The organism is Burkholderia cepacia, assembly GCF_029962485.1.
GTDB lineage: Bacteria > Pseudomonadota > Gammaproteobacteria > Burkholderiales > Burkholderiaceae > Burkholderia.
Genome location: NZ_CP073638.1, coordinates 1,785,686 through 1,811,943, shown reverse-complemented (window position 1 = coordinate 1,811,943; position 26,258 = coordinate 1,785,686). Strand labels below are relative to the sequence as shown.

General features: G+C 68.8%; 24 protein-coding genes. 13 read left to right on the top strand and 11 right to left on the bottom strand.

Annotated features, from left to right (window positions below; translation table 11 throughout):
- Positions 1-163: 163 nt before the first annotated feature.
- A complete protein-coding gene (locus KEC55_RS24475; protein WP_282507712.1) occupies positions 164-2,134 on the top strand; it encodes an APC family permease in 1,971 nt (656 codons plus the stop codon).
- Positions 2,135-2,202: 68 nt separating this feature from the next.
- Here KEC55_RS24475 and KEC55_RS24470 read toward each other — a convergent pair whose 3' ends face one another.
- Complete coding sequence (locus tag KEC55_RS24470; protein ID WP_208457039.1) at positions 2,203-2,361, bottom strand: hypothetical protein; 159 nt, start codon at positions 2,359-2,361, stop codon at positions 2,203-2,205.
- A 252-nt stretch (positions 2,362-2,613) separates the two neighbouring features.
- Between KEC55_RS24470 and KEC55_RS24465 the strand changes: the two genes are divergently transcribed.
- Together KEC55_RS24465 and KEC55_RS24460 are read left to right on the top strand one after the other, a co-directional pair.
- On the top strand, positions 2,614-4,500 hold the full coding sequence (locus tag KEC55_RS24465) for a DUF3857 domain-containing transglutaminase family protein (RefSeq protein ID WP_282511419.1): 1,887 nt from the start codon (positions 2,614-2,616) through the stop codon (positions 4,498-4,500).
- A gap of 56 nt (positions 4,501-4,556) precedes the next feature.
- Positions 4,557-4,727 (top strand): hypothetical protein, encoded by a 171-nt coding sequence (locus KEC55_RS24460; protein ID WP_282507711.1) that lies wholly within the window; start codon positions 4,557-4,559, stop codon positions 4,725-4,727.
- Between the two features lie 21 nt (positions 4,728-4,748).
- On the opposite strand, the gene KEC55_RS24455 is transcribed toward KEC55_RS24460, so the two are convergent.
- Positions 4,749-5,798, bottom strand: coding sequence for an AraC family transcriptional regulator (locus KEC55_RS24455; RefSeq protein WP_282507710.1), 1,050 nt, complete (start codon positions 5,796-5,798; stop codon positions 4,749-4,751).
- A gap of 70 nt (positions 5,799-5,868) precedes the next feature.
- Between KEC55_RS24455 and KEC55_RS24450 the strand changes: the two genes are divergently transcribed.
- A complete protein-coding gene (locus KEC55_RS24450) occupies positions 5,869-7,080 on the top strand; it encodes an MFS transporter (RefSeq protein WP_282507709.1) in 1,212 nt (403 codons plus the stop codon).
- Positions 7,081-7,110: 30 nt separating this feature from the next.
- Here the strand turns inward: KEC55_RS24450 and KEC55_RS24445 are convergent, their stop codons facing one another.
- The 4 genes from KEC55_RS24445 to KEC55_RS24430 form a co-directional block, all read right to left on the bottom strand.
- A complete protein-coding gene (locus tag KEC55_RS24445) occupies positions 7,111-7,956 on the bottom strand; it encodes a helix-turn-helix domain-containing protein (RefSeq protein WP_282507708.1) in 846 nt (281 codons plus the stop codon).
- Between the two features lie 48 nt (positions 7,957-8,004).
- A complete protein-coding gene (locus KEC55_RS24440; RefSeq protein ID WP_282507707.1) occupies positions 8,005-8,562 on the bottom strand; it encodes a carboxymuconolactone decarboxylase family protein in 558 nt (185 codons plus the stop codon).
- 135 nt (positions 8,563-8,697) lie between these two features.
- The gene (locus tag KEC55_RS24435; protein ID WP_282507706.1) at positions 8,698-9,459 is read right to left on the bottom strand and encodes an isocitrate lyase/PEP mutase family protein; all 762 of its coding nucleotides are present in this window, start codon (positions 9,457-9,459) and stop codon (positions 8,698-8,700) included.
- Positions 9,460-9,594: 135 nt separating this feature from the next.
- Positions 9,595-10,062: a MarR family winged helix-turn-helix transcriptional regulator gene (locus KEC55_RS24430; protein WP_176046311.1), complete on the bottom strand. Its 468-nt coding sequence runs from the start codon at positions 10,060-10,062 to the stop codon at positions 9,595-9,597.
- Between the two features lie 81 nt (positions 10,063-10,143).
- On the opposite strand from KEC55_RS24430, the gene KEC55_RS24425 reads away from it, so the two are divergent.
- Together KEC55_RS24425 and KEC55_RS24420 are read left to right on the top strand one after the other, a co-directional pair.
- Entirely contained in the window at positions 10,144-10,512 is a 369-nt protein-coding gene (locus tag KEC55_RS24425) for a hypothetical protein (RefSeq protein WP_282507705.1), read from the top strand.
- 89 nt (positions 10,513-10,601) lie between these two features.
- Entirely contained in the window at positions 10,602-11,219 is a 618-nt protein-coding gene (locus KEC55_RS24420; protein ID WP_282507704.1) for a glutathione S-transferase family protein, read from the top strand.
- A gap of 119 nt (positions 11,220-11,338) precedes the next feature.
- On the opposite strand, the gene KEC55_RS24415 is transcribed toward KEC55_RS24420, so the two are convergent.
- The 4 genes from KEC55_RS24415 to KEC55_RS24400 form a co-directional block, all read right to left on the bottom strand.
- Positions 11,339-12,061: an HAD family hydrolase gene (locus KEC55_RS24415; protein ID WP_282511417.1), complete on the bottom strand. Its 723-nt coding sequence runs from the start codon at positions 12,059-12,061 to the stop codon at positions 11,339-11,341.
- Between the two features lie 23 nt (positions 12,062-12,084).
- Complete coding sequence (locus KEC55_RS24410) at positions 12,085-13,056, bottom strand: ornithine cyclodeaminase family protein (protein ID WP_282511415.1); 972 nt, start codon at positions 13,054-13,056, stop codon at positions 12,085-12,087.
- Between the two features lie 108 nt (positions 13,057-13,164).
- On the bottom strand, positions 13,165-14,244 hold the full coding sequence (locus KEC55_RS24405; protein WP_432626317.1) for a DSD1 family PLP-dependent enzyme: 1,080 nt from the start codon (positions 14,242-14,244) through the stop codon (positions 13,165-13,167).
- A 179-nt stretch (positions 14,245-14,423) separates the two neighbouring features.
- Positions 14,424-15,383, bottom strand: a complete 960-nt coding sequence (locus KEC55_RS24400) for a LysR substrate-binding domain-containing protein (protein WP_282507702.1) — start codon at positions 15,381-15,383, stop codon at positions 14,424-14,426.
- 129 nt (positions 15,384-15,512) lie between these two features.
- Between KEC55_RS24400 and KEC55_RS24395 the strand changes: the two genes are divergently transcribed.
- From KEC55_RS24395 to KEC55_RS24385, 3 genes are all read left to right on the top strand, one after another.
- Positions 15,513-16,388, top strand: a complete 876-nt coding sequence (locus tag KEC55_RS24395; RefSeq protein ID WP_282507701.1) for a LysR substrate-binding domain-containing protein — start codon at positions 15,513-15,515, stop codon at positions 16,386-16,388.
- A gap of 243 nt (positions 16,389-16,631) precedes the next feature.
- Positions 16,632-17,768 (top strand): iron-containing alcohol dehydrogenase PsrA, encoded by a 1,137-nt coding sequence (gene psrA, locus KEC55_RS24390; protein ID WP_282507700.1) that lies wholly within the window; start codon positions 16,632-16,634, stop codon positions 17,766-17,768.
- Positions 17,769-17,784: 16 nt separating this feature from the next.
- Positions 17,785-19,230 carry an MFS transporter gene (locus KEC55_RS24385; protein WP_282507699.1) on the top strand — a complete coding sequence of 482 codons (1,446 nt, stop codon included), beginning with the start codon at positions 17,785-17,787 and terminating at the stop codon, positions 19,228-19,230.
- A 25-nt stretch (positions 19,231-19,255) separates the two neighbouring features.
- Here KEC55_RS24385 and KEC55_RS24380 read toward each other — a convergent pair whose 3' ends face one another.
- The gene (locus KEC55_RS24380) at positions 19,256-20,170 is read right to left on the bottom strand and encodes an NAD(P)/FAD-dependent oxidoreductase (RefSeq protein ID WP_282507698.1); all 915 of its coding nucleotides are present in this window, start codon (positions 20,168-20,170) and stop codon (positions 19,256-19,258) included.
- 140 nt (positions 20,171-20,310) lie between these two features.
- Between KEC55_RS24380 and KEC55_RS24375 the strand changes: the two genes are divergently transcribed.
- The 4 genes from KEC55_RS24375 (at position 20,311) to KEC55_RS24360 (ending at position 26,253) form a co-directional block, all read left to right on the top strand.
- Positions 20,311-20,751 (top strand): Rrf2 family transcriptional regulator, encoded by a 441-nt coding sequence (locus KEC55_RS24375; RefSeq protein ID WP_176046300.1) that lies wholly within the window; start codon positions 20,311-20,313, stop codon positions 20,749-20,751.
- A gap of 260 nt (positions 20,752-21,011) precedes the next feature.
- Complete coding sequence (locus KEC55_RS24370) at positions 21,012-21,608, top strand: DUF2760 domain-containing protein (protein WP_282507697.1); 597 nt, start codon at positions 21,012-21,014, stop codon at positions 21,606-21,608.
- Positions 21,605-23,446: an Hsp70 family protein gene (locus KEC55_RS24365; RefSeq protein WP_282507696.1), complete on the top strand. Its 1,842-nt coding sequence runs from the start codon at positions 21,605-21,607 to the stop codon at positions 23,444-23,446. Before KEC55_RS24370 ends, KEC55_RS24365 begins: the two co-directional genes overlap by 4 nt.
- Positions 23,447-23,451: 5 nt before the next feature.
- Positions 23,452-26,253 (top strand): Hsp70 family protein, encoded by a 2,802-nt coding sequence (locus KEC55_RS24360; protein WP_282507695.1) that lies wholly within the window; start codon positions 23,452-23,454, stop codon positions 26,251-26,253.
- Positions 26,254-26,258 lie beyond the last annotated feature (5 nt).

The window sequence follows — 26,258 nt, the reverse complement described above, 5'->3', positions numbered from 1 at the left end:
CCGTTCCAGTGCACGACCGCCGGCGCCGTGCGCTTACACGCTGAAAGCGGCGTCAGGCCGCCAGTCGGGGCCTATGGAATGTGCGGACTGGCGCCGCGCGCGTGCGTCGATTAGCTTTAAAGGATCACGCCGCGCGTGGCACCCGGCGTTCCGGGAGGGGACCATGACCGCATTCCAGAAGGTGTGGCAGCTGCTGGTCGGAAAACCGCTGGACCCGCTCGATCCGCGCACGCGGCATGCGATCGCCGTGACGCCGCTGCTGGCCTGGGTCGGGCTCGGCGCCGACGGGCTGTCATCGTCGTGCTACGGCCCGGAAGAGGCGTTCCTCGCGCTCGCGCACCACACGCCGCTCGCGCTGTTCCTCGCGCTTGCAACCGCGGCGACCGTCTTCATCATCGCGCTCGGCTACAACCAGGTGATCGAGCTGTTCCCGACGGGCGGCGGCGGCTATCGCGTCGCGACGTCGCTGCTCGGGTCGAAGCCGGGGCTGGTATCGGGCGCCGCGCTGCTGGTCGACTACGTGCTGACCGTCGCGACGTCGCTCGCGAGCGGCGTCGACGCGTTCTTCAGCCTGCTGCCGGTCAGTGCGCAGGCGTTCAAGCTCACGACCGAGATCGTGCTGATCCTGCTGATGACCGGGCTCAACTTCCGCGGGATGCGCGAATCGATCATGGTGATGCTGCCGATCTTCATCGGCTTCGTCGTGCTGCATTTCGGGCTGATCGTGTATGGCGTCGCCGCGCACGGCAGCAACCTCGCGATGATCGTGCCCGACGCCGTGCGCGAGGCGCACGGCATGTCGCAGTCCGTCGGCGTGTTCGTGATGCTCGCGTTGCTGATGCGCGCGTTCTCGCTGGGCGGCGGCACCTATACCGGCCTCGAGGCCGTATCGAACAACGTGAACATGCTCGCCGATCCGCGCGTGCCGAACGGCAAGGTGACGATGTGGTACATGTCGACGTCGCTCGCGTTCACGGCCGGCGGCATCATCCTGCTGTACATGCTGTGGCACGCGCGGCCCGTCGAAGGCGAGACGCTCAACGCGGTCGTGTTCGGCAGCGTGATCGATCATCTCGGGCTCGGCTCGGCGTTCGCGCGCCATGCGCTGCTCGCGGCCGTGCTCGCGTTCGAGGCCGGGCTGTTGCTGGTCGGCGCGCAGACGGGCTTCCTCGACGGCCCCGCCGTGCTGTCGAACATGGCGTCGGATTCGTGGGTGCCGCGCCATTTCCGCGACCTGTCGACACGCCTCGTGCGGCAGAACGGCATCATCGTCGTCGGCCTGTCGAGCCTGCTGATCCTGCTTTGGACGCACGGCAACGTCGATGTGCTCGTCGTGCTGTACAGCATCAACGTGTTCCTCACGTTCAGCATGTCGCTGCTCGGGCTGTGCACGTACTGGTGGCGCCGCCGCAGCGAGCGTGGCTGGTTCAAGCATTTCTTTCTTTCCGCGCTCGGGCTGAGCGTGACGGCGACGGTGCTCGTCATCACGCTGATCGAGAAGTTCACGGCGGGCGGCTGGCTCACGGTGCTCGTGACGAGTGCGGTGATCGCGCTGTGCTTCATGATCAACCGCCACTATGCGGATACGCGCACGCAGCTTGCGAAGGAGGACGCGCTGTTTTCCGGGAAGCCGCCCGAAGTGGACGAGGCCACCGCGCCGGGCAAGCCCGACCCGTCGCAGCCGACCGCCGTGCTGCTGGTCGGCAAGCATCGCGGCGCGAGCATGCACGCGCTGCTGTGGGTCAACCGACTGTTTCCCGGCCACTTCCGCAACGTGATTTTCCTCGCGGTCGGCGAAGTCGATGCGAAGGCGTACGACGGGCACGAACATCTCGAACGGCTACGCCGCGCGATCACCGAATCGCTCGACTACTATGTCGCGCACTGCCGCCGCAACGGCATCGCGGCCGACTACCGGATCGCATTCGGCACGAACCCCGTCGTCGAATTCATGAACCTCGCGTCGTCGACGCTCGATGACTATCCGAACGCGGTGTGCTTCGCGAGCAAGCTGATCTTCCGGCGCGTGAATTTCCTGACCGCGTGGCTGCACAATCAGACGCCGGTCGAATTGCAGGCGCGGCTGCATGTCGAGGGCAAGCAGATGGTGTTGCTGCCGATGAATGTCGGGTAGCATCGCGGCACGCACACGCTCGCTTGACGTGGTGCGGCAAGCGCGTGGGCGACTGCCGGTCGCAGCCGTCAGGGCTGATGATGCCGATGCGGGCGGTGAGGCCGCCGCAGCGGCGGATGACGGAATTTGGCCCGCAGCCGGTCGCGCCCCGGACGCTTGACGAAGAACAGCACGGCGAGCGCGACAAACGCCAGCAGTACGACGACTTCCACGATCCCGTTTTCCATGGTGCCTCCCGGTCGCAGGCGTGCGATCCTTCGTCAGCGTTCGGCGATCGGGTGTATGCCGGCGGCCGCACGCGACGACGCTTTCATGTCTCATTCTAGGCCGGCGGCCACCGGCTTGACGCGTGCGTATGCGTCGCCCACACTGGCCGCACGAGTGTCGCGCGGTTGACCCTGATCGCTGCGCAACCGCGCTTTCCGTGAACCGCGACGAGGTGCGATGTGGTGCGCTTTTCTGTCGGTCTGGCCGGCTGGATGCTGGCATGCGCTGCTGCGTTCGGTGCGTCGAACGCCGTCGATGCGACGACGGGCGCGGGCCCGGCGGCGGACGGCGCAAACGATGTTGCCGACGAAGCGCCCGTCACGCTCGTCAGCGACGTCCACGAATTCGTGATCCAGCACGACGGCTCGCTCGACGAGCACGACGATTCGACGCTGCGCGCGAACAACGCGAACGGTATCGACGCGGTCGCGCAGCGCTACGTGTGGTTCGACAAGAATCTCGAGCAGGTCGACCTGCTCGCGGCCGAGACGATCGACCGCGAAGGCGTCGCGCATCCGGTCGGCGCGGACGGCATTCGCGACGTGCAGGAGCCGCGCTCGGCCGGCGCGCCGACGTTTCAGGACGGGCTGTTGCGTACCGTCGTGTTTCCCGGCGTCGAAGCCGGGTCCAGCACGCGCGTGGCGTTCCGCAAGACGCGCACGAAGCCCGTCAATCGCGGCTACTTCGGCTACTACGTCGAGCCGTCGCGCGAGCCCGTCGACAGCCAGCGGCTGATCTTCGACGTGCCGGCCGACATGCCGTTGTACGCGGATTCGCGCGGCTACGTCGCGCTGCCGCCGGTCACGGTGAACGGCCGCACGCGCTACGAATTCGATTATCGGCACGGCCCGTACGACCGCATCGAGAGCGGCGCGGTCGGCTACCCGACCTACGGCGACCGCCTCGTCGTCTCGACGCTGCCCGACTACGCGGCATTCGCCGCGCGCTACCGCAACGCGGCTGTCGACCCGAGCGCGGGTGATCCGGCCGTCGTGCAGCTGGCGCGTGCGCTCACCGCGGATGCCGCCGATCCGCGCGACAAGGCGCGCATCCTGTACGACTGGGTGCAGGCGAACGTGCGCTACGTCGGGCTGTTCCTCGGCGAAACGGCCGCCGCCCCGCATCGCGCGACGGACATCCTGCGCAACCGCTACGGCGATTGCAAGGATCATGTCGCGCTGTTCGGCGCGCTGCTCGCGGCGGTCGGCATTCACAGCGAGCCGGTGCTGATCAATCTTGGTTCGGTGTACACGCTGCCGTCGGTGCCCGGTTACGGTGGCGGCGCGATCAATCACGCGATCACGTGGCTGCCCGATCTCGCGCTTTACGCGGATACGACGACGGCCGGCATCGCGTTCGGCTACCTGCCGCCGATCGTGATGGATCGCCCGGCGCTGCTGGTCGAAACGGGCGTGCTGTCGCGGACGCCGGCCACGCAGCCGCGTGGCCGTGTGGCGCGCGTCGAGATCGACGCCGCGCAACCCGGCGCCGCGCGTTTTCATGCGTACGTCGAGGACAGCGGCTGGACCGCGGAACTCGAACGCAATCTCTTTCGTCGCGCGCCGCACGACCGCATCGATCAGCTCGCGACCGAACGCTTGCGGCAAAGCGGCCTGCGCGGCCGCGCGCAATTGTCGACCAGCGACCGGCGCGTGACCGACGGGCCGTTCGACGTGACGGTCGCGGGCACGCTCGATCATTTCGTATGGCCCGATGGCACGACCGCCTTGCCCGCGCTGTCGAGCCTCACGGGCGGTATCGCGACGCAGGTCGAGAGCTGGCTGGCCGAGCCCGTGCGCACGCAGCCTTGGGGCTGCCTGGGCGGCACGTTCGACGAGACGGGCCAGATTGCGTTGCCGGCCGGTGTCGTCGTGACCGACCTGCCGGTCGACGCGGCCGTGCACGACGGCTTTATCGACTTCACGTCGCATTACGTGTTCGATGCGGCGGCGCGCGTCGTGCAGGTCACGCGGCGGATGAAGGCGGATTTCGGCCGCCAGGTGTGTACGCCCGACGAATTTACCGCGCTGCGTGCGTCGCTCGAGCGTATCGAGCGCGACACGCAGGCACAGATCGTCGTGAGGGCGACAGGGCGTTGAACGGGTAGCAGCATCGAGCGCGTCGCCGCCATCGATCGACGCGCGGGAGGGCCATCATGACGGAACGGGATCACGAGATCGCCGATCTCTCGAAGGACTTGCTGGGCAGGATCGTGCAGGGCGTCGTTGCGAACGGCGCAGCCGTGGATGCGGAGCAGTGTGCGGCGCTTGCCGTGCAGTGCGCGACGGCGCTGGTCGACAAGCTCGAAGCGACCGGCGGCGGTTGAGCGCTGACGTGACGACGGCCGCTACGCTTCGACACGCACCTCGCCATCCGCGCGCACCGCGCCCGGTGGCTTGCCGACCACGCGCTTGAACGCACGGCTGAACGCGGCCAGCGAACCGTAGCCGAGCCGGTACGCGACGGCTTCGATCGTCTCGTGGTCGCGTGCAATCCACTGCGCGGCGAGCCGCATCCGCAGATCGGTCAGGTAGCGCACGGGCGTCATCCCGGTGGCCGCGAGAAACCGTTCGGCGAACACCGAGCGCGACACGCCCGCTTCGGTCGCGAGATCCGCGACGCTCCAGTTGCGCCCCGGGTCGCGATGCAGCGCGACGATCGCGCGGCCGAGCTTCGGCTCGCGCAGCGCCTGCACCCAGCCTGTCGCGTCACCGCATCCGCACTCGACCCAGCCGCGCACGATGAACGCCGCGACCACATCCGCGAGCCGCGCGAGGATGCCCGCGAAGCCCGCGCGCGCCGTGCACGCTTCGCGTTCCATCGCGTCGAGCATCGGGCGGATTTCCGGGTAGCGCGCGAGCAGCGTGCCGACGTGCATGAACTCGGGCATCGTGCCGACCAGCGGCTGCATGCCGCCGAGATCGAGCTCCATGCACGCGCTGAAGATCAACGCATCGCCGGCGCCCGGTTCGGTCGTCGCGCAACCGGCCGGCGACGCGCCGGCCGACGCCACCGACGCGACCGTATCGCAGATCTTCGCGACCTCGAAGCCGTTGAGCTCGCGGCACGGCGCATCCGCGTCGGACACCAGCGCGTGCACGCGGCCGTGCGGCAGCAGGATCGCGTCGCCGGCCTCGAGCCGCATCGTGTCGCCCGACGCATCGCGCAGCAGCACGGGCCCGCGCACGACGAAATGGAACTGCGCGCGGCCCGTCACATGGCCGAAATTCAGCCCGAACGGCCGCGCGACCTGGATCCGGCGGTACTGCACGCCGCTCAGTCGCATCCCCAGCAGAAGCTCGCTGACGAGGTCGTGCACATCGGGAATCGGGGGCAGAAGCGGTTCGGACATATCGAGATTCGGACGTTCGATCAATAAGTGCGGATTGTATGTCATAGACCGTCCTGACGTGGTTCCTTACGATACGCCCTCATCAGTATTTTCCCTAACCGACACGGAACCACGCATGAATCCCGGAATCTCCTCGGCCGCCTCGACGGCGGCCCCCCGCGAACCGGCCTGGGGCGCGGTATTCGCGATGACGCTCGGCGTGTTCGCGCTCGTTACGGCCGAATTCCTGCCGGCGAGCCTGCTGACGCCGATGGCCGACAGCCTCGGCGTGACCGAAGGCGTGGCCGGACAGGCCGTCACGGCCACCGCGACGGTCGCGCTCGTCACGAGCCTGCTGATCTCGGCGCTGACGCGCACGATCGACCGGCGGCGCGTGCTGCTCGTGTTCTCGGTGCTGCTCGTGGCGTCGAACCTGGCGGTCGCGTTCGCGCCGAACCTGACGACGCTGCTGATCGGCCGCGTCGTGCTCGGTATCGCGCTCGGCGGCTTCTGGACGATGGCGACGGCCACCGCGATGCGGCTCGTACCGACGTCGATGGTGCCGCGCGCGCTGTCGATCATCTTCAGCGGCGTGGCGGTCGCGACGATCGCGTCCGCGCCGATGGGCAGTTACTTCGGCCACCTGATCGGCTGGCGCAACGTGTTCCTGATCGCGGCCGCGCTCGGCGGGCTTTCGTTCGTGTCGCAGATCCTCACGCTGCCGTCGATGCCGCCGAGCGGCACAACGCGGCTGCGCACGCTGATCGACGTGCTGCGCCGGCCGACCGTCGGCCTCGGGATGTTCGCGACGATTCTCGTGTTCACCGGGCATTTCGCGTTCTTCACGTATCTGCGGCCGTTCCTCGAGCAGGTGGCCGGGGTCGGCGTGAACGGGCTGTCGGCGATCCTGCTCGGCTACGGCATCGCGAATTTCGTCGGCACGTCGCTCGCCGGCCGCGTGCTCGAACACCGGTTGCGGCCGATGCTGATCGGCATGCCCGCGTTGATGGTCGTGCTCGGCATCGCGCTCGTCGTGCTCGGCCGCGCGCCGATGATCGACGCGGTGCTCGTCGCGTTGTGGGGGATGGCGTTCGGCGGCGTGCCCGTCGCGTGGTCGACGTGGGTCACGCGTACCGTGCCCGACGAGGCCGAGAGCGCGGGCGGGCTGATCGTCGCGGCGATCCAGCTGGCGATCGCGACGGGTGCGGCGGCCGGCGGCGTCGTGTTCGACGCGAACGGCGCGGCCGGCGTGTTCGTCGGTGCGGCCGTCGTGCTGGCCGTTGCCGTTGCAACGATCGTGACCGGCGTGCCGAAGCGCGTCGGCGTGGTGTCCGCACTCGCGGAATGACCGGTACCGGCGGGCCGGGCGGCCCGACGCTCAGCGCACCGGCGCGTGCGCGCCGAGCAACTGCCGGTGGCGCGCGTCGGTCGCATCGTCCGCCGGAAACATGCACTCCATGCGCAGTTCCTGCGCGGCCGCGCTTTGCGGCGTGCCGACCGTCGTGACCAGCGAGAAGTAGCGCAGCACGACGCCGTCGTGAATGAAGCCGATCGGAATGACCGGCAGTGACGGCGACGCGGCCGGCGCAGGTGGCGTTTTCCAGTCACGCGGCGCCTCGGGGGCGGCGAGCAGGTCGTCGAGCAACTGCCGGGTTTCGTCGTCGATCACGCGGCCGACCGATTCGCGATGCACGCGCTGCAGCAGGCTGCGCGACACGGTGTCCCAGTCGGCGACGAACGGCTGCATGCCGAGCGGATCGAACATCAGGCGCAGCAGGTTGCGCGGGCCTTCGCGTGCAGCCATGTCGATGAAGCAGCTGAAAAAGCGCGGCGCCGCATCGTTGGTCATCAACACGTTCCAGTGCCGGTCCATCACGATCGCCGGAAACGGCTCGTGCTGGCGCACGACACGTTCGAGCGCGCGGATCACGCCGTGCATCTCCTGCGCATCCCACGGCGCTTCCGAATACACCGGCGCATAGCCGGCCGCGAGCAGCAGCGCGTTGCGCTCGCGCAGCGGCACGTCCAGCGTCTGCGCAAGCGTCAGCAGCGTGTCGCGGCCCGGCACGCTGCGCCCGCTTTCGATGAAGCTGATCTGGCGCTGCGAGATCCCCGCGTCGAGCGACAGGTCGAGCTGGCTCACGCCGCGCACGTCGCGCCAGTAGCGCAGCAACTGGCCCAGTTCGTGCGGCGGCGTGTCCGGATCGCGGCGGCTGGCGTTCATCGGATGTCCCTGGTCGTTCCGTGATCGACGCGAACGACTATATCGGACTCACGCGGCACGCGCATGCCACGCGAATGCATCGAACGGTGCTTCGAGCGCGGGCCGTGTGACGCTGCCGACGTAGTTCGTGATCGTCGACGCGGCGACGACGGCGATTACTTCCAGCAACTGCTCGGCGCTGAATCCGGCGTCGAGGAACGCCTGCCGGTCGGCGTCGGCGATCCGTCCTCGCGTGTCGATCAGCTTGCGCGCGATGGCCGACAGCGCGGCCAGATTCGCGTCGGCGGGCAGGTTGCCGTGCCGGATCGCATCGACATCGCCGGGAAGCACGCCCTGTTTCAGCGCGAGCGCGGTGTGGAACGCAACCGGCCATTCGCTTGCGTTCGTGACCGCGTTGGTGAGCAGCAGCGTCTGGATCTGCGGCTCGGTGAGGCTGCTGGCGTGCACGCGCTCGAACAGGCCGATGAAGCCGTTGATCAGCACCGGCGACGCGGCCATGGCCGCCGCGATGTTCGGGACGACGCCGAAGGTTTGCTGGAGTTGCTGGAGGGCGGGCTTCGATTCGGCCGGTGCGGAATCGATCGTATGAAGCGGATAGGCGGACATGATGTCTCCGGGGCGATGAGCGCCGCCGGAATGGCGGCGCGACACCCGAAGCGTAGGAGCGTGCCTGTCGCGCGCCAATTACATGGGATGTAATCGTTTGACGCGCGACAGGGCGCCCGCCGTCCCGCGAATTCGCTAGCCGCCTTGCTTGACCATCGAAGCCAGCGTCTTCATCGCCTGCAGGTACGGATACGGCCCGTGGCTGATGCGTGCCACGCCGTAGTCGGCAAAATCCGCGAGCGTCGGCGTTTCCGACACGCGCATCACGTTCACGGGCAGCGGCGATGCGGCCGTCAGCGCGCGAATGAGCGCCGGCGAGCGAAGGCCCGGCACGAACAGACCGTCGGCGCCGGCCGCCGCATAGGCGCGAGCGCGAGCGAGCGTCGCATCGAGCAAGCGTTCGTCGTGCGTATCGGCGGCTGCCTTGAAGAACACGTCGGTACGCGCGTTGATGAAGTAGTCGGCGCCCGCGCGATCGGCCGCCTGCCGGGCCGCCGCGATACGGGCCGCCGCTTCGTCCGCGTCGCGCAATTCGCCCGTCGCCGGAACGCTGTCTTCGAGATTGCAGCCGATCGCGCCGGCCTGGATGCTCAGCGTGATCGTGTCGCCGACATCGTCCGGCCGCTCGCCGTACCCGCTTTCCAGATCGACGGTGACGGGCAGGTCCGTCGCGCGCGTGATCCGCTCGAGCACCTCCATCATCAACGCGCGCGGCATCTGTTCGCCGTCGACGAAGCCGTTCGCCACCGCGACCGACCAGCTGCCGGTCGCCAGCGCGACGGCGCCCGCGTCGGCCACCGTGCGTGCACTGCCGGCGTCCCACACGTTGAACAGCGCCAGCGGCTGGCCCGCGCGGTGAAGCGACCGGAAATACGCGCCTTTCTCGTTGCTGCCCATGCTCGTCCCTCCTTGTGAATACCGGATCGATTGTCGTGCCGAGCGATATTGCCACCGAATCGGGCGCCGCGAAGCATTCGCGCAATGACAACTGACAAGGAATGGCAGGAGGCCAGCGACCGGCCGCGCGCCGGCTCAGTCGCGCGCAGCCGGATCGACCGACAGCGCACGCAGCTGGCCGCGCAACTGATCGACTTCGCCCGGCGCGAACGGGCGCTCGATGTCAGCATGCGTCTGTTGCCACAGCGGGAACGCCTCGGCGAGCAGGTCGTGGCCGGCCGGCGTCAGTTCGAGCAGGCGGCTGCGCCGGTCATCCGGGTCCTGCACGATCGTCACGAGGCCGCGCCGCTCGAGGGGCTTGAGCGCGGCGGTGAGCGTGGTGCGGTCCATCGCGAGCAGTGACGCAACCGATTTCATCGGGGCCGGTTGCGGCCGGTTCAGCGACATCAGCAGCGAAAACTGGCCGTTGGTGAGGTCGAGCGGACGCAGCGCATCGTCGAAGATGCGCGCAAGATTGCGCGCCGCGCGCTGCATGTGCAGGCACAGGCAGCAATCGCGTACCATCAGCGTCGTTTCGAAAGGAAGCTTTTCTTTTCGTGCCATGTTGCAATTGTGTTGATATCAACCTATCTTGTCAAGGTCGAGGCGCGGCAGCCCGCCACGCCCGTCATCGGAGGAGAAGGCATGAGTGCGCAACAGCAGTTGTATCTCGCCGTATTTCTCGGGACCCAGGATAGCCCGGCCATGAAGGCGTGGGTGGCGCTTCCGGAGGAAGAGCGGCGCACGCGCGAGCGCGACGGCATTGCGGCGTGGCATGCATGGGTCGACCGGCATCGCGACGCGATCGTCGAGATGGGCGGGCCGCTCGGCAAGACCAAGACCATCGACGCAGGCGGCATCAAGGACACGGCCAACGCGCTGAGCGGCTTTACCGTCGTGCGCGCGGCGTCGCACGATGCAGCGGCCGCGCTGTTCGAAGGCCATCCGCATTTCACGCTGTTCCCGGGCGTGGCGATCGACGTGATGCCGGTGCTGGCGATTCCCGGCGCGTGAGCGACCCGTGGTGCCGGGCGCCGCGCGTCGCGTCGATGCGCCGTGGCCCGCGTGCGGACTTTTCACGACATTCTGGATGGAGATTGGCGATGAAGCTTTACGGATTTGCCGGCACGCGTTCGCAGCGCGCGCTGTGGGGGCTGAAGGAACTGGATGCGGATTTCGAATTCGTGTCGGTCAACCTGCTCCAGGGCGAGCACAAGCGACCCGAATTCCTGCGCCTCAATCCGGCCGGCAAGGTGCCCGTGCTGGTGGACGGCGACCTCGTGATTCCCGAGTCGGCCGCGATCGTGCTGTATCTCGCGGACAAGTATCCGGAGAAGGCGCTGCTGCCCGTCGATCCGGCGTTGCGCGCGCAGGCCTACCGTTGGGTCATGTTCGCGGTGACGGAGCTCGAGCAGCCGCTGTGGCGGATCACGCGGCATTCGTTCATCTATCCGCCGGAGAAGCGCTCGCCGGCCGACATCGAACTGGCGCGCGAGGATTTCGCGACGATGGCCGCGATCCTCGACAAGCATCTCGAAGGGCGCGAATTCATCGTCGGCGATTCGCTGACGGTGGCCGATTGCGTGACGGCCTACCTGATCGACTGGGCGAGCGAATGCCACCTGATCGAACCGTTCCCGCAGCTGCGCGCGTATCTCGAACGGTTGTATGCACGGCCGAAGGCGCCGCAGCGGATCGCGGACGCACGCAAGGCGGCGTGACGGCACGGCGCGTGCATGCGCCGCGGCCCCTCCGTTTGTGCAGTCGGTGAACGGCGGCAGGCCGCATTTCATGGCGGTGGAGCATGCGTCGCGAACGCGGCGCACGCGGGCCCTTGCGCTCACGCTACGTCGTCGGGCCCGCCGAGCGCGCGACACAGCATCGACAGGTCGCTGAGCGTAAGGTGCGGCGTGGCGGCCTGCTGCTGCGCTCGCTCCGTTTCCGGATGCGTATCGCGAACCACCCACGCCGCCTGAAGCCCCGCGTTCAACGCGCCGACGATATCGAGGTGATAGTCGTCGCCGACGTGCAGCAGTTCCGCCGGCGGCACATCGAGCGTTTCCGCCGCCGCATGGAAGATCTCGGGTTCCGGCTTCGCGAAGCCGAATGCGCGCGCGCTGAGCGTCGTGCGGAAGAATTCGCCGCCGCCGGTCAGCCGGAGATCCGCGTTGCCGTTGGTCACGGCAACCAACGGAAAGCGGGCGCTCAACCACGCCAGCGCAGGCAACGCGTCTTCGTAGAATTCGACACGGTTCCGTGCCGCGTAGAACACGTCGTATGCCCGGTCGGTCAGAGAGACATCTTCGTTCGCGCGCTCCAGTGCGATGCGGATCGATCCGATTCTCATCGCACGAAAATCGCCGGCGAGGTCCGGGCGCAACCGTTCGTATTCCTCACGTAGTTCGCTCAACGCCTGTTGCGTGGGCAGCACGCTCTCGGTATTGGGAGCGTGCTCGATCAACCATGCGCGCAGCATCGCCTCGGCTCGTATGACCGACGGCCCGAACGGCCACAGGGTGTCGTCGAGATCGAAGGAGAGGGCGGAAACTTTGGTCAGACGCATGGCGGTTGAACGAGGAGGGTTGCTTACCACGGCCACGGAACGGCGGTTCCGGTGCCGTTGTCGAGGGCGTGCCGATACAGGAAGCGCGCGACGGTCAGGTCCTGAAGCGCGAGCCCTGTCATGTCGAAGACGGTGATCTCGTGCGCGGCACGGTCGACCGATGCCGCACCGGCGAGGATGTCACCGATTTCGGTGCGCGGCAAATCCGGCGCCCACTGGCACTCGCCGATGCTGCGCGCCTGATCGTGATCGTCGACGAAAATGCGCGCGCGTTCGAGCAGGCCGGCCGGGAGTTCGCGCTTGCCTGCCGTATCGGCGCCCACGCAAGTGAGATGCGTGCCCGGCTGCACGGCATCCGCGTCGAACAGCGCGCCGCCACCGGGCGTTGCCGTGATCACCAAGTCGCTGTGAGCTACCGCGTCGTTCCGGTCGCGTGCCACGCCGATCGTGCATCGCGACAGGAAGGCCGATTCGAACACCGGGTCGGGCTCGCCGCTGACGTTCACGTATTGCACCGTGCACCGTTGCGGCAGCAGCCTGAGCGCGTAGTCGAGCTGGACGCGCGCCTGCACGCCCGTGCCGAACACGCAGATTCGCGCGCTGTCGCGGCGGGCCAGCTGTTGCAGCCCGAGGCCGCCGGCGGCGCCGGTCCGGGCCGTGGTGATTGCGTTGCCGTCCATGATGCACAGCGGGCGGCCCGTGGCCGGATCGAACAGCGCCACGGTGGCCTGATGCGGCTCGCCGCCGAGGCGCCGGTTGCCGGGCCAGAACCCGGCAGCCTTGAAACCAAGCAGGTCCTGGCCCGCGACGTCACCCGACTTGATGCCGAACACGCCGCCGGTGTGCAGTTTCTCGCGCACCACCGGGAACACGCGTCCGGCCCGCTGACTGTGCAGCACGAAGGCTTCGCGGACCGCCGCCATCACCTGCTCGGCCTGAAGGGCGGGTTCGACGGCATCGCGGTCGAGAAGGAGGAGTCGGGCGTCTGTCGGCATGTCGGATACGCCTTTCCGGCGCACGGTGAAACGGCAAGGTTTAAAGTGTGTCCAGATTTAGACAAATAGTCAACGTATGCGCAAGACGATGTCGATGACGCGTGTTGCCTACCATCCGTAGAAGCGCGGCCAGGCCTGCGCGACGCCGTCTGCGCTGAGGGCTTGATATTCCGGGTGCTGCGCGCCGGTGGCGCACGCGTGATTCGGCAGGATGCGCAGGCGCGTGCCGATCGGAAACCGCTGCGCGATGCCCGTGTCCGGCGTGCCCGTGCGCGACACGATCCCGTGCTCCTGATTGGCCGCGCTCATCACGTAGTCGCCGAGCACATCGCCGCCTTCGGTACAGACCTGCCCGTAGCCGAAATCGCGCGCCTGGCGCTGCGTGCCGCGGTCGCGGCTCATCGCCATCCAGCCCGCATCGACGATCGCCCAGCCTTTCTCTTCCTGGTGTCCGATCACGGTCGTCAGCACCGACAGCGCGATATCGGACAGTTCGCATACGCCGATGTTGTGCATCACGAGGTCGAACATCACGTAAACGCCGGCGCGCACCTCGGTCACGCCGTCGAGGCGTTGCGCCGACAGCGCGCTGGGCGTCGAGCCGATGCTCACGACCGGGCAGGGCAGCCCGGCGGCTCTCAGGCGCTCCGCGGCCCGCACGGTGCGGCTGCGCTCCTGTTCGGCGATCGCGACCAGTGCTTCGTGCGTGTCGTACTCGTAGCTGGAGCCCGCATGGGCCAGCACGCCGCCAAGCGTCATCCCGCCGTCGACCAGTGCGCGGCCGACGTCGATCAGCAGGCCGGCGTCGGGCGGGATACCGGAGCGGTGGCCGTCGACGTCGACCTCGATCCACACGTCGAAACACTCGCCGTGTTCGCGCCCGAACCGGGCGATGGCATGGGCGGCCGGCAAGCTGTCGGCGACGATCTTCAGGTCGCAGCCTTGCCGGCGCAACGCAAGCGCGTGGCCAAGCTTGGCGGGCACCATGCCGACCGCATAGACGATGTCGCGGACGCCGCCCGCGAAGAATTGTTCGGCCTCCTTGAGCGTCGACACCGTGATGCCCTGCGCGCCGGCCGCGATCTGTGCGTCGACGACATGCCGGCATTTGGTGGTCTTGACGTGCGGGCGGAACGTGACGCCGAGTGCATTGAGATGCGTCTGCATGCGGTCGATGTTGGCGCGCATGCGGCCGACATCGATCAAGGCGGCCGGGGTGTTGAGGGTTTGAATGTCCACGATGCGTTCGATGGGGAGATTGTCGACGTGGACACAGTAGGGCGGTTGGCAAGCGCCGGGTTTAACGCGGGACTAATTTGCCATTAAGCGTCATTTAATCTGTTGAATCGATCGGGCCACGGCGCGACTCATGCGTTGGCGCGCCACGGCGGCGGATCGAGAAACTGCCGTGCGGCGTCGAGAAAGACCCGTTGCCGCGCGGAACGGCCGGTTCGAGACGGCAACAGTGCCGTCACCGGCGCGGGCGGCAGGCGCCAGCCCGGCAACAACCGGACGAGCTTGCCGCTCGCCAGCAGCGGGGCGACGTCCCACTCGGAGCGTTCGACGATGCCGAGCCCGGCCAATGCCCATTCGGTGATGACGGTGCCGTCGTTCGACGACAGCGCGCCGGTGACGCGAATAACGGCAGGCCGCCGCGACTCGCCTTGGACGTCGCCATCGGGCGAGAACCGCCAGCGCGGGATGTCCTCGTCGTTCTCGCGCAGGCACAGGCAGTCGTATCGCGCGAGATCGGACGGATGGTTCAGGTCCTTGATGCGGCGTGCGTAAGCCGGGCTCGCACACAGGAAGCGCTCGTTGGGCGCGAGCGGAAAGCCGACCCACGACGACGACTTGAGGCTGCCGACGTGGACGACCACGTCGGCCCCCGGTGCGCTGGTCAACGGGCTGTCCGACAGATGCAGCGAGATTTCGAGCTTCGGATGCGCACGCTGCACGTCGCGCACGATCCGCGCGACGTACTTGCGCCCGAAGCCGAGCGGGGCGACGACGCGCAGCGTGCCCTGCACGTCGCCGTGGTCGCCCGCGATGCTGACCGGCAGCGCCTCCACGCGCTCCAGAATCTCGACGGCTTCCTGGTACAGCCGCTGTCCTTCGTCCGTCAGCGCAATTCCTTTCGGCTGCCGCACCGCGAGCCGGGCGTGCAGGCGCGCTTCCATCCGCTGCAGGCGAATCGTGACCGCGGGCGGCGTGAGATCGAGCAGGCGTGCGGCAGCGGCCAGCGAGCGCGACGCGCCGATCGCGCGGACGAGTCGCAGGTCGTCGAGATCGAGCATTTCAATTCTCTTAATGCAGGTGATGTCAGGCATTAAACCGCACTTCATGCGGTGAAGCCATCGACGTGGCAGGAACGCGCTTGTCACATTCGGCCGATACATTGAATTTCCCGATGCCGTCCGGCATTCGGCACGAATTTCCCGATCGATCGACCGTCCGTCATGACCCTCACCCAGCTTCGCAGCTTTATCGCCGTCGTCCAGCACGGCGGCTTCACCGCGGCCGCCCGCGCGCTGTCCACCAGCCAGACGACGATCACGTCACAGATCCAGACGCTCGAACACGAACACGGCGTCGAGCTGTTCCACCGGCGCGGCCGGCGCGTCGAGCTGTCGGCGGTCGGGCTCGAATTCCTGCCGATCGCGCGCCGCATCTGCAGCGACGAGAGCGATGCGGCTGCGCTGCTGCGCGACAGCGGCGCATTGCAGCGCGGCTCGCTGAAGATCGGCGCAGTCGGGCCGTTCCACGTGACCGAGATGATCGAGGCGTATCACGCGATTCATCCGCACATGCACCTGTCGGTCGCGCTCGGCAATTCGGAGACCGTGCTGCGCGATCTCGACCAGTACGTGTGCGACGTCGGCGTGGTGGCGCGCGCGTTCGAGGATGCGCGCTACTTCACGCAGCGCTATGCGAGCTTTCCGGTGATCGCGTTCGTGCGCGCGACGCATCCGTTCGCGAAGCGCGATGCGATCACGCTGCGCGAACTGGCCGGTGAGCCGCTGCTGATGCGCGAACCGGGCTCGACGACGCGCCGTGCGCTCGAAGACGCGATGGAGGCGGCCGGCCTGACGCCGCGCATCGCGATGGACATCGGCAGCCGCGAGGCACTGCGCGAAGCCGTCGCGCGCGGGCTCGGCGTCGGCACCGTGTCGCAGGCCGAATACGTGCCCGACGAGCGGCTGCGGCCGCTGCGCATCGACGGCGACCCGGTCGAAACCCATATCCACGTGTGCTGCCTGAGCGAGCGGCGCGACAGCCGGCTGGTCGCATCGTTCTTCGATGCGGTCGCGCGGTGCCGGCCGCTCGACGCGTGACGGCGGCCCCTCCCGTGCCGGCCCACGGCGGCGATCGATCGAAAAATTCGATCGATTCATAGTCGACGACCGGGATTTTCGATCATGAACGCGTCATCGCGGATGCCTAACCTGCTGCTCATCCCCATTCCACTCAGGGACGAGCATGAATTCCGCAGCAGATTGGCCTTTCAACTTGATTCGTCATGCAGATTATCCGGCCGTGCGCGTGCATGGCGCGCCGTGTCGCGCGGGAGCGGCGGCATGAGCGACTGGCGCTTCCACAATCCCGTCCGGATCCGCTTCGGCGTCGACGCGCTGGCCGATCTGAACGACGCACTCGCCGGCCGCAGCTACGCGATCGTCACATATCCCGACGCAGTGTTCGCGCGGCTCGCCGATCGTGTCGAAGCGCAGCTCGGGCCGGCGCTCGCGCGGATCGACTGCGTCGAGGCGAACCCGTCGCTGCCGATGCTGCGGCGCGCGTGCGGGCAGCTCGCCGCGCTGCGCGACAAGCCCGGCGTGCTGGTCGCGCTCGGCGGCGGCTCGGTGATCGATTCGGCGAAAGTGCTCGCCGCCGAGCACGGCGATTTCGACCGCGTGCTGCGCATCCTGTCCGGCGACGCAGGCGACGGCCAGGCGGCGCGGCGCGCACTGCCGATCGTCGCGATTCCGACCACCGCCGGCACCGGCAGCGAAGTGACGCACTGGGCGACCGTCTGGGATCCGCACAACGCACGCAAGCTGTCGCTGTCGCGGCTCGATCTCTACCCGGAAACGGTGATCGTCGATCCGCGCCTGATGGTCGGCCTGCCCATGCAGCCGACGCTCGCGAGCGGCCTCGACGCGTTGTCGCACGCGCTCGAAAGCATCTGGAACGTCCATGCGAACCCCGTGACGCGCGGCCTGGCCGTGCAGGCGGCGCGCGAACTGATCGACGGCCTCGGCCGCGTGAGCGCACGTCCCGACGATCTCGGCGCGCGCAGCGACATGGCGCTCGGCGCGCTGCGTGCGGGGCTGGCGTTTTCGAACACGCATACGGCGCTCGCGCACAACATCTCGTACGCGATCACGCTGACGCGCGGCGTCGCGCACGGGATCGCGTGCTCGTTCTGCCTGCCGGCCGTGATGCAGGCAGCGCTCGGCGTCGACGACGCATGCGACGCCGCGCTGCGCGAGATCTTCGGCGACACGGCGTCGGCGCCGGCACAGCTCGACGCGCTGCTCGGCGCGCTCGGCGTCGCGAGCCACCCGGCCGCCTACGGGATCGGCGCGCACGAATGGGCGCGGATCGTGGACCACGCATTCGACGGCGCGCGCGGCCGCAACTTCATCGGCACGCGCGCGCGTTTTCCGCATCTCGACTTCAGCCCGGCACAACCCGGGCTGGCGCTTCACTGACGAGGAACCTTCCATCATGAAACCGTCTCACCCGATCGAAACGGACGCGCTCGCGCGTCTGGACAACCTGCCGTGGACACGCTTCCACACGCTGATGCTGGTCGCGCTCGGCGTCGGCTGGGCGCTCGATTCGTTCGAAACCAACATCATCGGCAGCGTGTTCGGCGTGCTCAAGTCGCACTGGCACCTGAGCGCCGCGCAGGGCTCGCTCGCGGTCAGCATCTGGGTGTTCGGGATGCTGGTCGGCGCGATCGCGTTCGGCTATCTGGCCGATCGCTACGGCCGCAAGCGCCTGTTCCTCGCGACGCTGCTCTGGTACGCGTTCTTCAGCGTCGCGACCGTGCTGTCGTGGAACTACGCGTCGTTCCTGTTCTTCCGCGCGATGACGGCGCTGGCCGTCGGCGGCGAATATTCGGCGGTGACCGCGACGATGGGCGAGTTCATCCCGAAGCGCCATCGCGGCCGCACCGACGCGCTGATCCTGTCGGGCTTTCCGGTCGGCGCGCTGCTGTCGGCGGCGGTGTCGTATCTGGTGCTGAACCAGTTGCCGGCCGAGTGGGCGTGGCGTGTGGGCTTCGGCCTCGGCACGACGATGGCGCTGGTGTTCTTCTGGATTCGCCGCGTGATTCCGGAGTCGCCGCGCTGGCTGATCCAGCAGGGGCGCGTGGCGGAGGCCGATGCGATCGTCGAGCAGATCGTCGCGAGCGCGGCGCGCGATTCGCACGCACCGGCCGATCGTGCACAATTGACGAAACGCTATGTGCCGACCCGTTTCGCGCATCAGGCGCCCGCGTTCTGGCGCAACGTCGGCGAGCTGTTCGGCGCGTATCGCGCGCGCTGCGCACTGGCCGGAGCGCTGAACTTCTCGCAGGCGGCCGTCGTGTACGGCGTGCTGTCGCTGATGGCGCTCGTGATCCTGCCTTACATGAAGGTGCCGTCGACCGATATGCCGCTCTACTACATGATCGGCAACGCCGCGGCGCTCGCGGGCGGCATCGTTGCGGCGGTGCTCGTCGAGGCGTGGGGGCGGCGCGCGTCGCTGTTCGTCAGCTACACGTTCACCGTCGCGGCGATCGTGTTCATCTACGCGATGCACGCGCTGCCCGGCATGGTGCTCGGCTACTGCCTGATCCAGTTCGGCGTCACGTGGGCGTACATCTCGGGCTATGTCGTGTCGTCGGAGATCCTGCCGACGCGGATTCGCGCGACGGGGCTCGGCGTATCGGTCGCGATCGGCCGGCTCGGCGCGGTGATCGCGCCGCTGATGCTGACCAACGTCTATGCGATGTCGGGCTCGCCGTCGGCCGCGCTGGTCGTGCTGCTGGTGCTCGCGTTGCCGGGGCCGCTCGCGGCCGGCCTGTGGTGGCTGAACGGACGCGAGACGCGGCGGATGTCGCTGGAAGAGTGCAGCACGGAAGTCGGCGAGCAACCGGCGGTGGACGCCGCGCCGCGCATCGCGTGACATCCGGCTGCACGCCGCCTTGCGCTTACGCGTGCAGCCCGAAGATCAGCGACCGGTGCACACCGACGCCGGCCGCAACGCCCGACGCCGACGCGAACGTCGCGTTGGTCATCAGGCTCGACGCGTCGCCGGCCGCATACACGCCGGCGACGCTCGTCTGCTTCCACGTATCGACGCGAATCGCATTGCCGAGCGGCCCTTCGTCGAACGCGCAGCCGAGCTGCTGTGCGAGGTCGCTCGCCATGCCGGTGCGCGCGCCGACGAACAAGGCATCGATCGGCACGACCTGCCCGTCGGCGAGCCGCAGCGCGTCGATCCGCGGCGCATCGCCGAGGATCTCGACGACGGGCGAGTGCTCGATGCGCACGCCGCGCGCGGCGAGCAACGCGGCTTCTTCCTCGTTCGCGTCGACCACCCCCTGCGTGAACCACGTCGTCGGGCCCCAGTCGGGAATCAGGATCGCCTGATGCACGGAAAGCGGATGCGTGGCGAGCACGCCGAGCCGCTGGCCGCTCACCTCGTATCCATGGCAATACGGACAATGCAGCACGCTGATGCCCCAGCGTTCGGCGAGCCCCGGCAGCGCGGGCAGTTCGTCGCGGATGCCGGTCGCGAGAATCAGCCGGTCGGCGCTCGCGCGGCTGCCGTCGGCGAGCGTCACGTGAAAGCGCCCGTCGGCATCGCGCCCGGCCGTGCGCACCTCGCCTTCGATCCGCCGCACCGTCGGATACGCGGCGAGCTGCGCGGAAGCTTCCGCGACGATCTGCGCGGGCGGCTTGCCGTCCTGCCCGAAAAAGCCGTGAGCGTGCTCGGCAAACCGGTTGCGCGGCCGGCCCGCGTCGATCACGAGCACGCGTCGGCGTGCGCGTGCGAGCTGCATCGCGGCCGACAGTCCTGCAAAGCTGCCGCCGACCACGATCACTTCATGATGGGTATCCATCCATCAACTCCTTTCCGAACCTGCGTGAATGACACACGTGCTCCGCTGGCGGCCAACTCATGAAACACGAAAAGTTACATGATAGGGCGGTGGTATCATTCATGCAACTTCAGGAGTTCCGAGAAAGGAGAGCACTGGCCGTGAGAACCGACAGCCGTTTGTCGCGCATGCTGCATGCGCTGATCCACATGGACCAGGCCGACGGCCCGCTGACGTCGGAGACGATCGCGACGATGCTGGCCACGAATCCGGTCGTCGTGCGGCGCCTGCTCGGCGGCTTGCGCGACTGCGGCTACGTGCAGTCGGAGAAAGGTCACGGCGGCGGCTGGGTGCTGAGCGTCGCGCTCGACGACATCACGCTGCTCGACGTCTATCGCGCAGTGGGCGAGCCGCCGCTGTTCTCCGACCTGGTGCCCGAGGACGAGCCCGAATGCCTGGTCGAACAGGCGGTCAACGCGCATCTGTCGGCGACCCTGAAGGATGCCGAAGCGTCGCTGCTGGCGCGCTTCGGCGAAGTCACGCTCGGTATGCTGTCGCGCGATTTCGAAGCGAAGGCAGTGCTGCGCGGCTACACGCGCTGACGCGGCGCAGCATCGCGATCGATCGTGCCTGACGTGCAATCCGTCACGATCCGGCGCGGCCAAAACCGCCGCGTCGCGATGTTCTGTCCCCCAACTTCTGCCCGGTTCGCCCGCCACAGGGCAAAATACGGGTTTTCCGCACCCGCGAGGGCGCGACCGAATCACGCGCCGGGCGGCGCCAGTGCGCAATCCGCACGCTGCCGCCGGGCGCCCAGGCAAGAACGCTCGCCATGTCGCGAGCCCACAGGAGTCCAGACCCCATGCCCGAATCCAACCTGTCCTTCTTCGGCCGGCTGTCGCTGGCCGTCGGCACGTTTTTCTCCGTGCTCGGCAACCGCGAGTTCGCGGCCGGCGTGCTGCGCGTGCGCGATGGCGCCCCGGCACCGGTCGTGCCGACCGCGGCCCCGGCCGCCGCGCCCGTTGCACCGGCGCCCGCACCCGCACCCGTGAAGGCGCCGGCGCCCGAGCTGCGCGAAGCGAGCCCGCAGGCCGCGCTGCAACTGCTCGGCCTGCTGCAGCGCGATGCGCGCTTCATCGATTTCGTCGAGGAAGACATCGCCGGCTACGCGGACGCCGAGATCGGCGCCGCCGCACGCCTCGTGCACGACGGCTGCCGCGCCACGCTGCGCGAACATTTCACGATCGTGCCGGTGCGCGACGAGGCCGAAGGCAGCCGTGTGACGCTGCCGGCCGGCTTCGACGCGACGGCCGTGCGCGTGACGGGCAACGTGGTCGGCTCCGCGCCGTTCACGGGCACGGTCAGCCATCGCGGCTGGCGCGTGGCCGACGTGCGCCTGCCGAAGCTGACGGGCAGCCACGACGCCTCGGTGGTCGCACCGGCGGAGGTGGAACTGTGAGCGATCCGCGCTATTCGATCGGTATCGACCTCGGTACGACCCACTGTGCGCTGTCGTATGTCGACAGCAGCGCGAGCGACGGCGAAAAGATCGCGCAGCAGGTGCTGCCGATCGCGCAGCTGACCGCGCCCGGCGCGCTGGAATCGCGCGACCTGCTGCCGTCGTTTCTCTACCTGCCGCATGAAAGCGAACTGACGCAGGGTGACCTGACGCTGCCTTGGACGGCCTCGCGCGCCTTCGCGGTCGGCGAAATGGCGCGCACGCGCGGCGCCGGCACGCCGATCCGCCTCGTATCGAGCGCGAAGAGCTGGCTGTGCCACCCGGGCGTCGACCGCCGCGCGGCGATCCTGCCGAGCGATGCGCCGCCGGAAGTGTCGCGCGTGTCGCCGCTGGAAAGCTCGATCCGCTACCTGACGCACCTGCGCGAAGCGTGGGACCATGCGCATCCCGACGCGCCGTTCGCCGATCAGGACGTGACGGTCACGATTCCCGCGTCGTTCGACCCGGCCGCGCGCGAACTGACGGCCGAGGCCGCCCGCGCTGCCGGCTACTCGCGGATGACGCTGCTCGAGGAGCCGCAGGCCGCGCTGTACAGCTGGATCCAGAAGAGCCAGGGCGGCTGGCGCAAGCAGGTGCAGGTCGGCGACCTGATCCTGTGCGTCGACGTCGGTGGCGGCACGACCGACCTGTCGCTGATCGCGGTGGTGGAGCGCGAAGGCAATCTTGAACTGCATCGCGTGGCGGTCGGCGAGCACATCCTGCTCGGCGGCGACAACATGGACCTCGCGCTCGCGCACGTGGTCGCGCGCAAGCTCGCGCAGCAGGGCACGCAGGCCGATCCGTGGCAACTGCGCGCGCTGACCTACGCGTGCCGCTCCGCGAAGGAAACGCTGCTGTCCGACCCGACGACCGACGCGGTGCCGCTCGTCGTGCCGAGCCGCGGCTCGAAGCTGATCGGCGGCTCGATCCGCACGGAACTCACGCGCGCCGAACTCACGCAGACGATCCTCGAAGGCTTCTTCCCGCAGGTCGATGCGGCTGCGCGCCCGGTGAGCCGCGCACGGGTCGGCCTGACGCAGCTCGGCCTGCCGTATGCGCAGGACGCGGGCATCACGCGCCATCTCGCGGCGTTCCTCGGCCGCCAGGTCGCGGCGCTCGACGCGCTCGAAGGCGTGCAGCGCACGCTGCCGCAGGGCGCGACGTTCCTGCATCCGACTGCCGTGCTGTTCAACGGCGGCGTGTTCAAGTCGACGCTGCTCACGCAGCGCGTGCTCGACACGCTCAACAGCTGGCTCGCGTCCGAAGGCGCGCCGCCCGCCCGCCTGCTCGAAGGCGCCGATCTCGACCTCGCGGTCGCGCGCGGCGCCGCGTACTACGGCTACGTGAAGCGCGGCCGTGGCGTACGCATTCGCGGCGGCACGGCACGTGCGTACTACGTCGCGATCGAATCGGCGATGCCCGCGGTGCCGGGGCTCGAACCGCCGGTGCAGGCGCTGTGCGTCGCGCCGTTCGGGATGGAGGAAGGTTCGGACGCGGCGCTTCCGCCGCAGGAATTCGGCCTCGTCGTCGGCGAACCGGTGCAGTTCCGCTTCTTCGGGTCGTCGGTGCGCCGCCAGGACCAGGTCGGCACGCTGCTCGACTACTGGTCGGCGGAAGAGCTGCAGGAGCTTGAAGAAATCCAGGCGACGCTGCCCGCCGAAGGGCGCACCGTCGGCGAAGTCGTGCCGGTGAAGCTGCATGCGCGCGTGACCGAAGCCGGCACGCTCGAACTCGAGGCGATCCCGAGCGGCACGAACGAGCGCTGGAAGGTCGAGTTCGACGTGCGCGGCGCCGCCTGAGCGCGATGAAGCGTTATACGGTCGGCATCGACCTCGGCACGAGCAATACGGTCGTCGCGTACGTCGAGGCCGGTTCCGACGCGATCCGCGTGTTCGACGTCGAGCAGCTGGTCGGCCCCGGTGCGGTGGCCGCGCAGCCGTTGCTGCCGTCGGTGCGCTATCACCCGGCGGCCGGCGAACTGCCGCCGGACGCGCTGCGGCTGCCGTGGCAAGCGGCCGGCGCGCGCGACGCGGCCGCCCGTTCGGGCGGCGGCCGTGACGGCCGGTCAATCGTTCGTGACAGCGGCACGGGTGACGCGCCGCCGGCCGTGATCGGCCGCTACGCGCGCACGCTCGGCGCGCAGGTGCCGGGCCGGCTCGTGTCGAGCGCCAAGAGCTGGCTGTCGCACGCAGCGGTCGACCGGCTCGCGGCGATCCTGCCGTGGGGCGCGGCCGACGGCGTCGACAAGGTGTCGCCGGTCGACGCGAGCGCGAGCTATCTCGCGCATGTGCGCGACGCGTGGGACGCGCGCTTTCCCGATGCGCCGCTCGCGAAGCAGGACGTGATCCTGACGGTGCCCGCGTCGTTCGACGACGGCGCGCGCGCATTGACGGTCGAGGCCGCACGGCGCGCGAAGCTCCCCGCGCTGCGGCTGCTGGAAGAGCCGCAGGCCGCGTTCTACGACTGGCTGTATGGCCAGCGCGACACGCTGCGCGACACGTTTGCCACGGCGCGGCGCGTGCTGATCTGCGACGTCGGCGGCGGCACGACCGACCTCACGCTCGTCGATGTCGCGCCGGGCGACGACGGCGAGCCGACCTTCACACGTGTAGGCGTCGGCAATCACCTGATGCTCGGCGGCGACAACATGGACCTCGCGCTCGCGCGCCTGGTCGAGACGCGGCTGACCGAGCCCGGCACGCGGCTGTCGGCCGCGAGCCTGTCGCAGCTCGTCGAGCGTTGCCGCGCGGCGAAGGAGCGGCTGCTCGGCGACGATGCGCCGGCGTCCGTCACCGTCACGCTGCTCGGCACGGGCAGCAAGCTCGTGGGCGGCGCGCGCTCGGCCGAGCTGACGCGCGAGGAAGTTGAACAGATCGTCGTCGACGGTTTCTTTCCGCAGGTCGAAGCGGGCGAGCTGCCGCGCCGTGCGCGTGCGGCGATCGTCGAATTCGGCTTGCCGTATGCGAGCGACGCGGCCGTCACGCGCCACGTTGCCGCGTTCCTGAATCGTCATGCGGAAGGCCCGCTGCCCGACACGCTGCTGCTCAACGGCGGCGTGTTTCGTGCGGGCGCGCTCGCCGGCCGCCTCGCGCAGACGCTCGGCGCGTGGCGCGGCGCGCGGCTCGACGTGCTGCACAACGCGCATCCGGACGTGGCCGTCGCACGTGGCGCGGTCGCGTACGGGCTGGCGCGCGCCGGGCATGCGCCGCGCATCGGCGGCGGCTCCGCGCGCAGCTACTTCCTCGTGCTCGACGACGGCGCGGCCGATGCCGCCGCGCGCGGCGTCTGCCTGCTGCCGCGTGGTGCGGAAGAGGGCCGCGAGATCCGGCTCGACGAACGCACGTTCGCGCTGCAGCTCGGTCAGCCCGTGCGTTTCCACCTCGTGTCGACGGTGGCCGAGACCCAGTATCAACCCGGCGATCTCGTCGATCTCGACGGCGGCGATTTCGTGCGGCTGCCGCCGATCGCGACGGTCGTCGATGCGAAGGCGGGCAGCGACACGCGCGAAACGCCGGTGAAGCTCACCGCGTCGTTGACCGAAGTCGGCACGCTCGAAATGCACTGCATCGCGACCGACGACGCGGCGCGCCGCTGGCGGCTCGAATTTCAGTTGCGCGGCGATGCACCTGTTCACGGCGACGATGCGGGGCCCGCGCGGCATCCGCGGCTCGACCAGGCGATCGAGTTGATCGAGCGCTCGTTCGGCAGCAAGGCCGCCGATGTCACGCCGAAAGACACGCGCCGGTTGCGCGCGCAACTTGAACAGGTGCTCGGCGCGCGTGAGGATTGGGACGTCGCGCTCGCGCGCGAACTGTTCGACGCGTTGCTCGCACGTGCACGTCGTCGTCGCCGTTCGGCCGATCACGAGCGCGCGTGGCTGAACCTCGCGGGTTATTGCCTGCGTCCGGGTTTCGGTCATCCGCTCGATGCATGGCGCATCGAGCAGCTGTGGCCGTTGTTCGACGATGGCATTCAATACGTGACCGACGGACAGGTGTGGTCCGAGTGGTGGACGCTGTGGCGGCGCGTGGCCGGCGGCCTCGACGACGATGCGCAGACGCAGGTGCGCGACGCGATCGCGTTCCTCGAACCGTCCGACGACAAGCGGCGCAAGCTGCCGTTCGATCCGGGCAAGGTCGGCCCGGCCGACATGACGCGGCTGTCCGCGTCGCTCGAACGGCTGCCCGTCGAGCGCAAGGTCGAACTGGCCGAACGCCTGATCGCGCAATTGCAGAAGCCCGCCGAGCGCGCGCTGTGCGCATGGGCACTCGGGCGTATCGGCGCGCGCCGGCCGTTCTATGGCAGCGCGCACAGTGTCGTGCCGGCGGAAGTCGTCAATGGCTGGCTCGATGCGTTGTTCGCGCTCGACTGGAAGCAGGTCGAACCGGCTGCGTTCGCGGCTGCGCAGATTGCGCGGATGACGGGCGACCGTTCACGCGATTTGCCAGACGATACGCGCGAGGCCGTAATCAAGCGCCTGTCGGCGGCGAATGCGTCCTCGGCCTGGATCGACATGGTGCGCGAGGCGATCGCGTTCGACGAAGCCGACACGGTGCGCGTGTTCGGCGAGACGCTGCCGGCCGGGTTGAAGCTGCTGGCTGGGTGAACGGT

Bases quoted from the DNA above. Each gene is read 5' to 3' on its own strand.
- KEC55_RS24475 (WP_282507712.1), top strand. From the start codon at position 164: ATGACCGCATTCCAGAAGGTGTGGCAGCTGCTGGTCGGAAAACCGCTG.
- KEC55_RS24470 (WP_208457039.1), bottom strand. From the start codon at position 2,361: ATGGAAAACGGGATCGTGGAAGTCGTCGTACTGCTGGCGTTTGTCGCG.
- KEC55_RS24465 (WP_282511419.1), top strand. From the start codon at position 2,614: ATGCTGGCATGCGCTGCTGCGTTCGGTGCGTCGAACGCCGTCGATGCG.
- KEC55_RS24460 (WP_282507711.1), top strand. From the start codon at position 4,557: ATGACGGAACGGGATCACGAGATCGCCGATCTCTCGAAGGACTTGCTG.
- KEC55_RS24455 (WP_282507710.1), bottom strand. From the start codon at position 5,798: ATGACATACAATCCGCACTTATTGATCGAACGTCCGAATCTCGATATG.
- KEC55_RS24450 (WP_282507709.1), top strand. From the start codon at position 5,869: ATGAATCCCGGAATCTCCTCGGCCGCCTCGACGGCGGCCCCCCGCGAA.
- KEC55_RS24445 (WP_282507708.1), bottom strand. From the start codon at position 7,956: ATGAACGCCAGCCGCCGCGATCCGGACACGCCGCCGCACGAACTGGGC.
- KEC55_RS24440 (WP_282507707.1), bottom strand. From the start codon at position 8,562: ATGTCCGCCTATCCGCTTCATACGATCGATTCCGCACCGGCCGAATCG.
- KEC55_RS24435 (WP_282507706.1), bottom strand. From the start codon at position 9,459: ATGGGCAGCAACGAGAAAGGCGCGTATTTCCGGTCGCTTCACCGCGCG.
- KEC55_RS24430 (WP_176046311.1), bottom strand. From the start codon at position 10,062: ATGGCACGAAAAGAAAAGCTTCCTTTCGAAACGACGCTGATGGTACGC.
- KEC55_RS24425 (WP_282507705.1), top strand. From the start codon at position 10,144: ATGAGTGCGCAACAGCAGTTGTATCTCGCCGTATTTCTCGGGACCCAG.
- KEC55_RS24420 (WP_282507704.1), top strand. From the start codon at position 10,602: ATGAAGCTTTACGGATTTGCCGGCACGCGTTCGCAGCGCGCGCTGTGG.
- KEC55_RS24415 (WP_282511417.1), bottom strand. From the start codon at position 12,061: ATGCGTCTGACCAAAGTTTCCGCCCTCTCCTTCGATCTCGACGACACC.
- KEC55_RS24410 (WP_282511415.1), bottom strand. From the start codon at position 13,056: ATGCCGACAGACGCCCGACTCCTCCTTCTCGACCGCGATGCCGTCGAA.
- KEC55_RS24405 (WP_432626317.1), bottom strand. From the start codon at position 14,244: ATGCGCGCCAACATCGACCGCATGCAGACGCATCTCAATGCACTCGGC.
- KEC55_RS24400 (WP_282507702.1), bottom strand. From the start codon at position 15,383: ATGCCTGACATCACCTGCATTAAGAGAATTGAAATGCTCGATCTCGAC.
- KEC55_RS24395 (WP_282507701.1), top strand. From the start codon at position 15,513: ATGACCCTCACCCAGCTTCGCAGCTTTATCGCCGTCGTCCAGCACGGC.
- psrA (WP_282507700.1), top strand. From the start codon at position 16,632: ATGAGCGACTGGCGCTTCCACAATCCCGTCCGGATCCGCTTCGGCGTC.
- KEC55_RS24385 (WP_282507699.1), top strand. From the start codon at position 17,785: ATGAAACCGTCTCACCCGATCGAAACGGACGCGCTCGCGCGTCTGGAC.
- KEC55_RS24380 (WP_282507698.1), bottom strand. From the start codon at position 20,170: ATGGATACCCATCATGAAGTGATCGTGGTCGGCGGCAGCTTTGCAGGA.
- KEC55_RS24370 (WP_282507697.1), top strand. From the start codon at position 21,012: ATGCCCGAATCCAACCTGTCCTTCTTCGGCCGGCTGTCGCTGGCCGTC.
- KEC55_RS24360 (WP_282507695.1), top strand. From the start codon at position 23,452: ATGAAGCGTTATACGGTCGGCATCGACCTCGGCACGAGCAATACGGTC.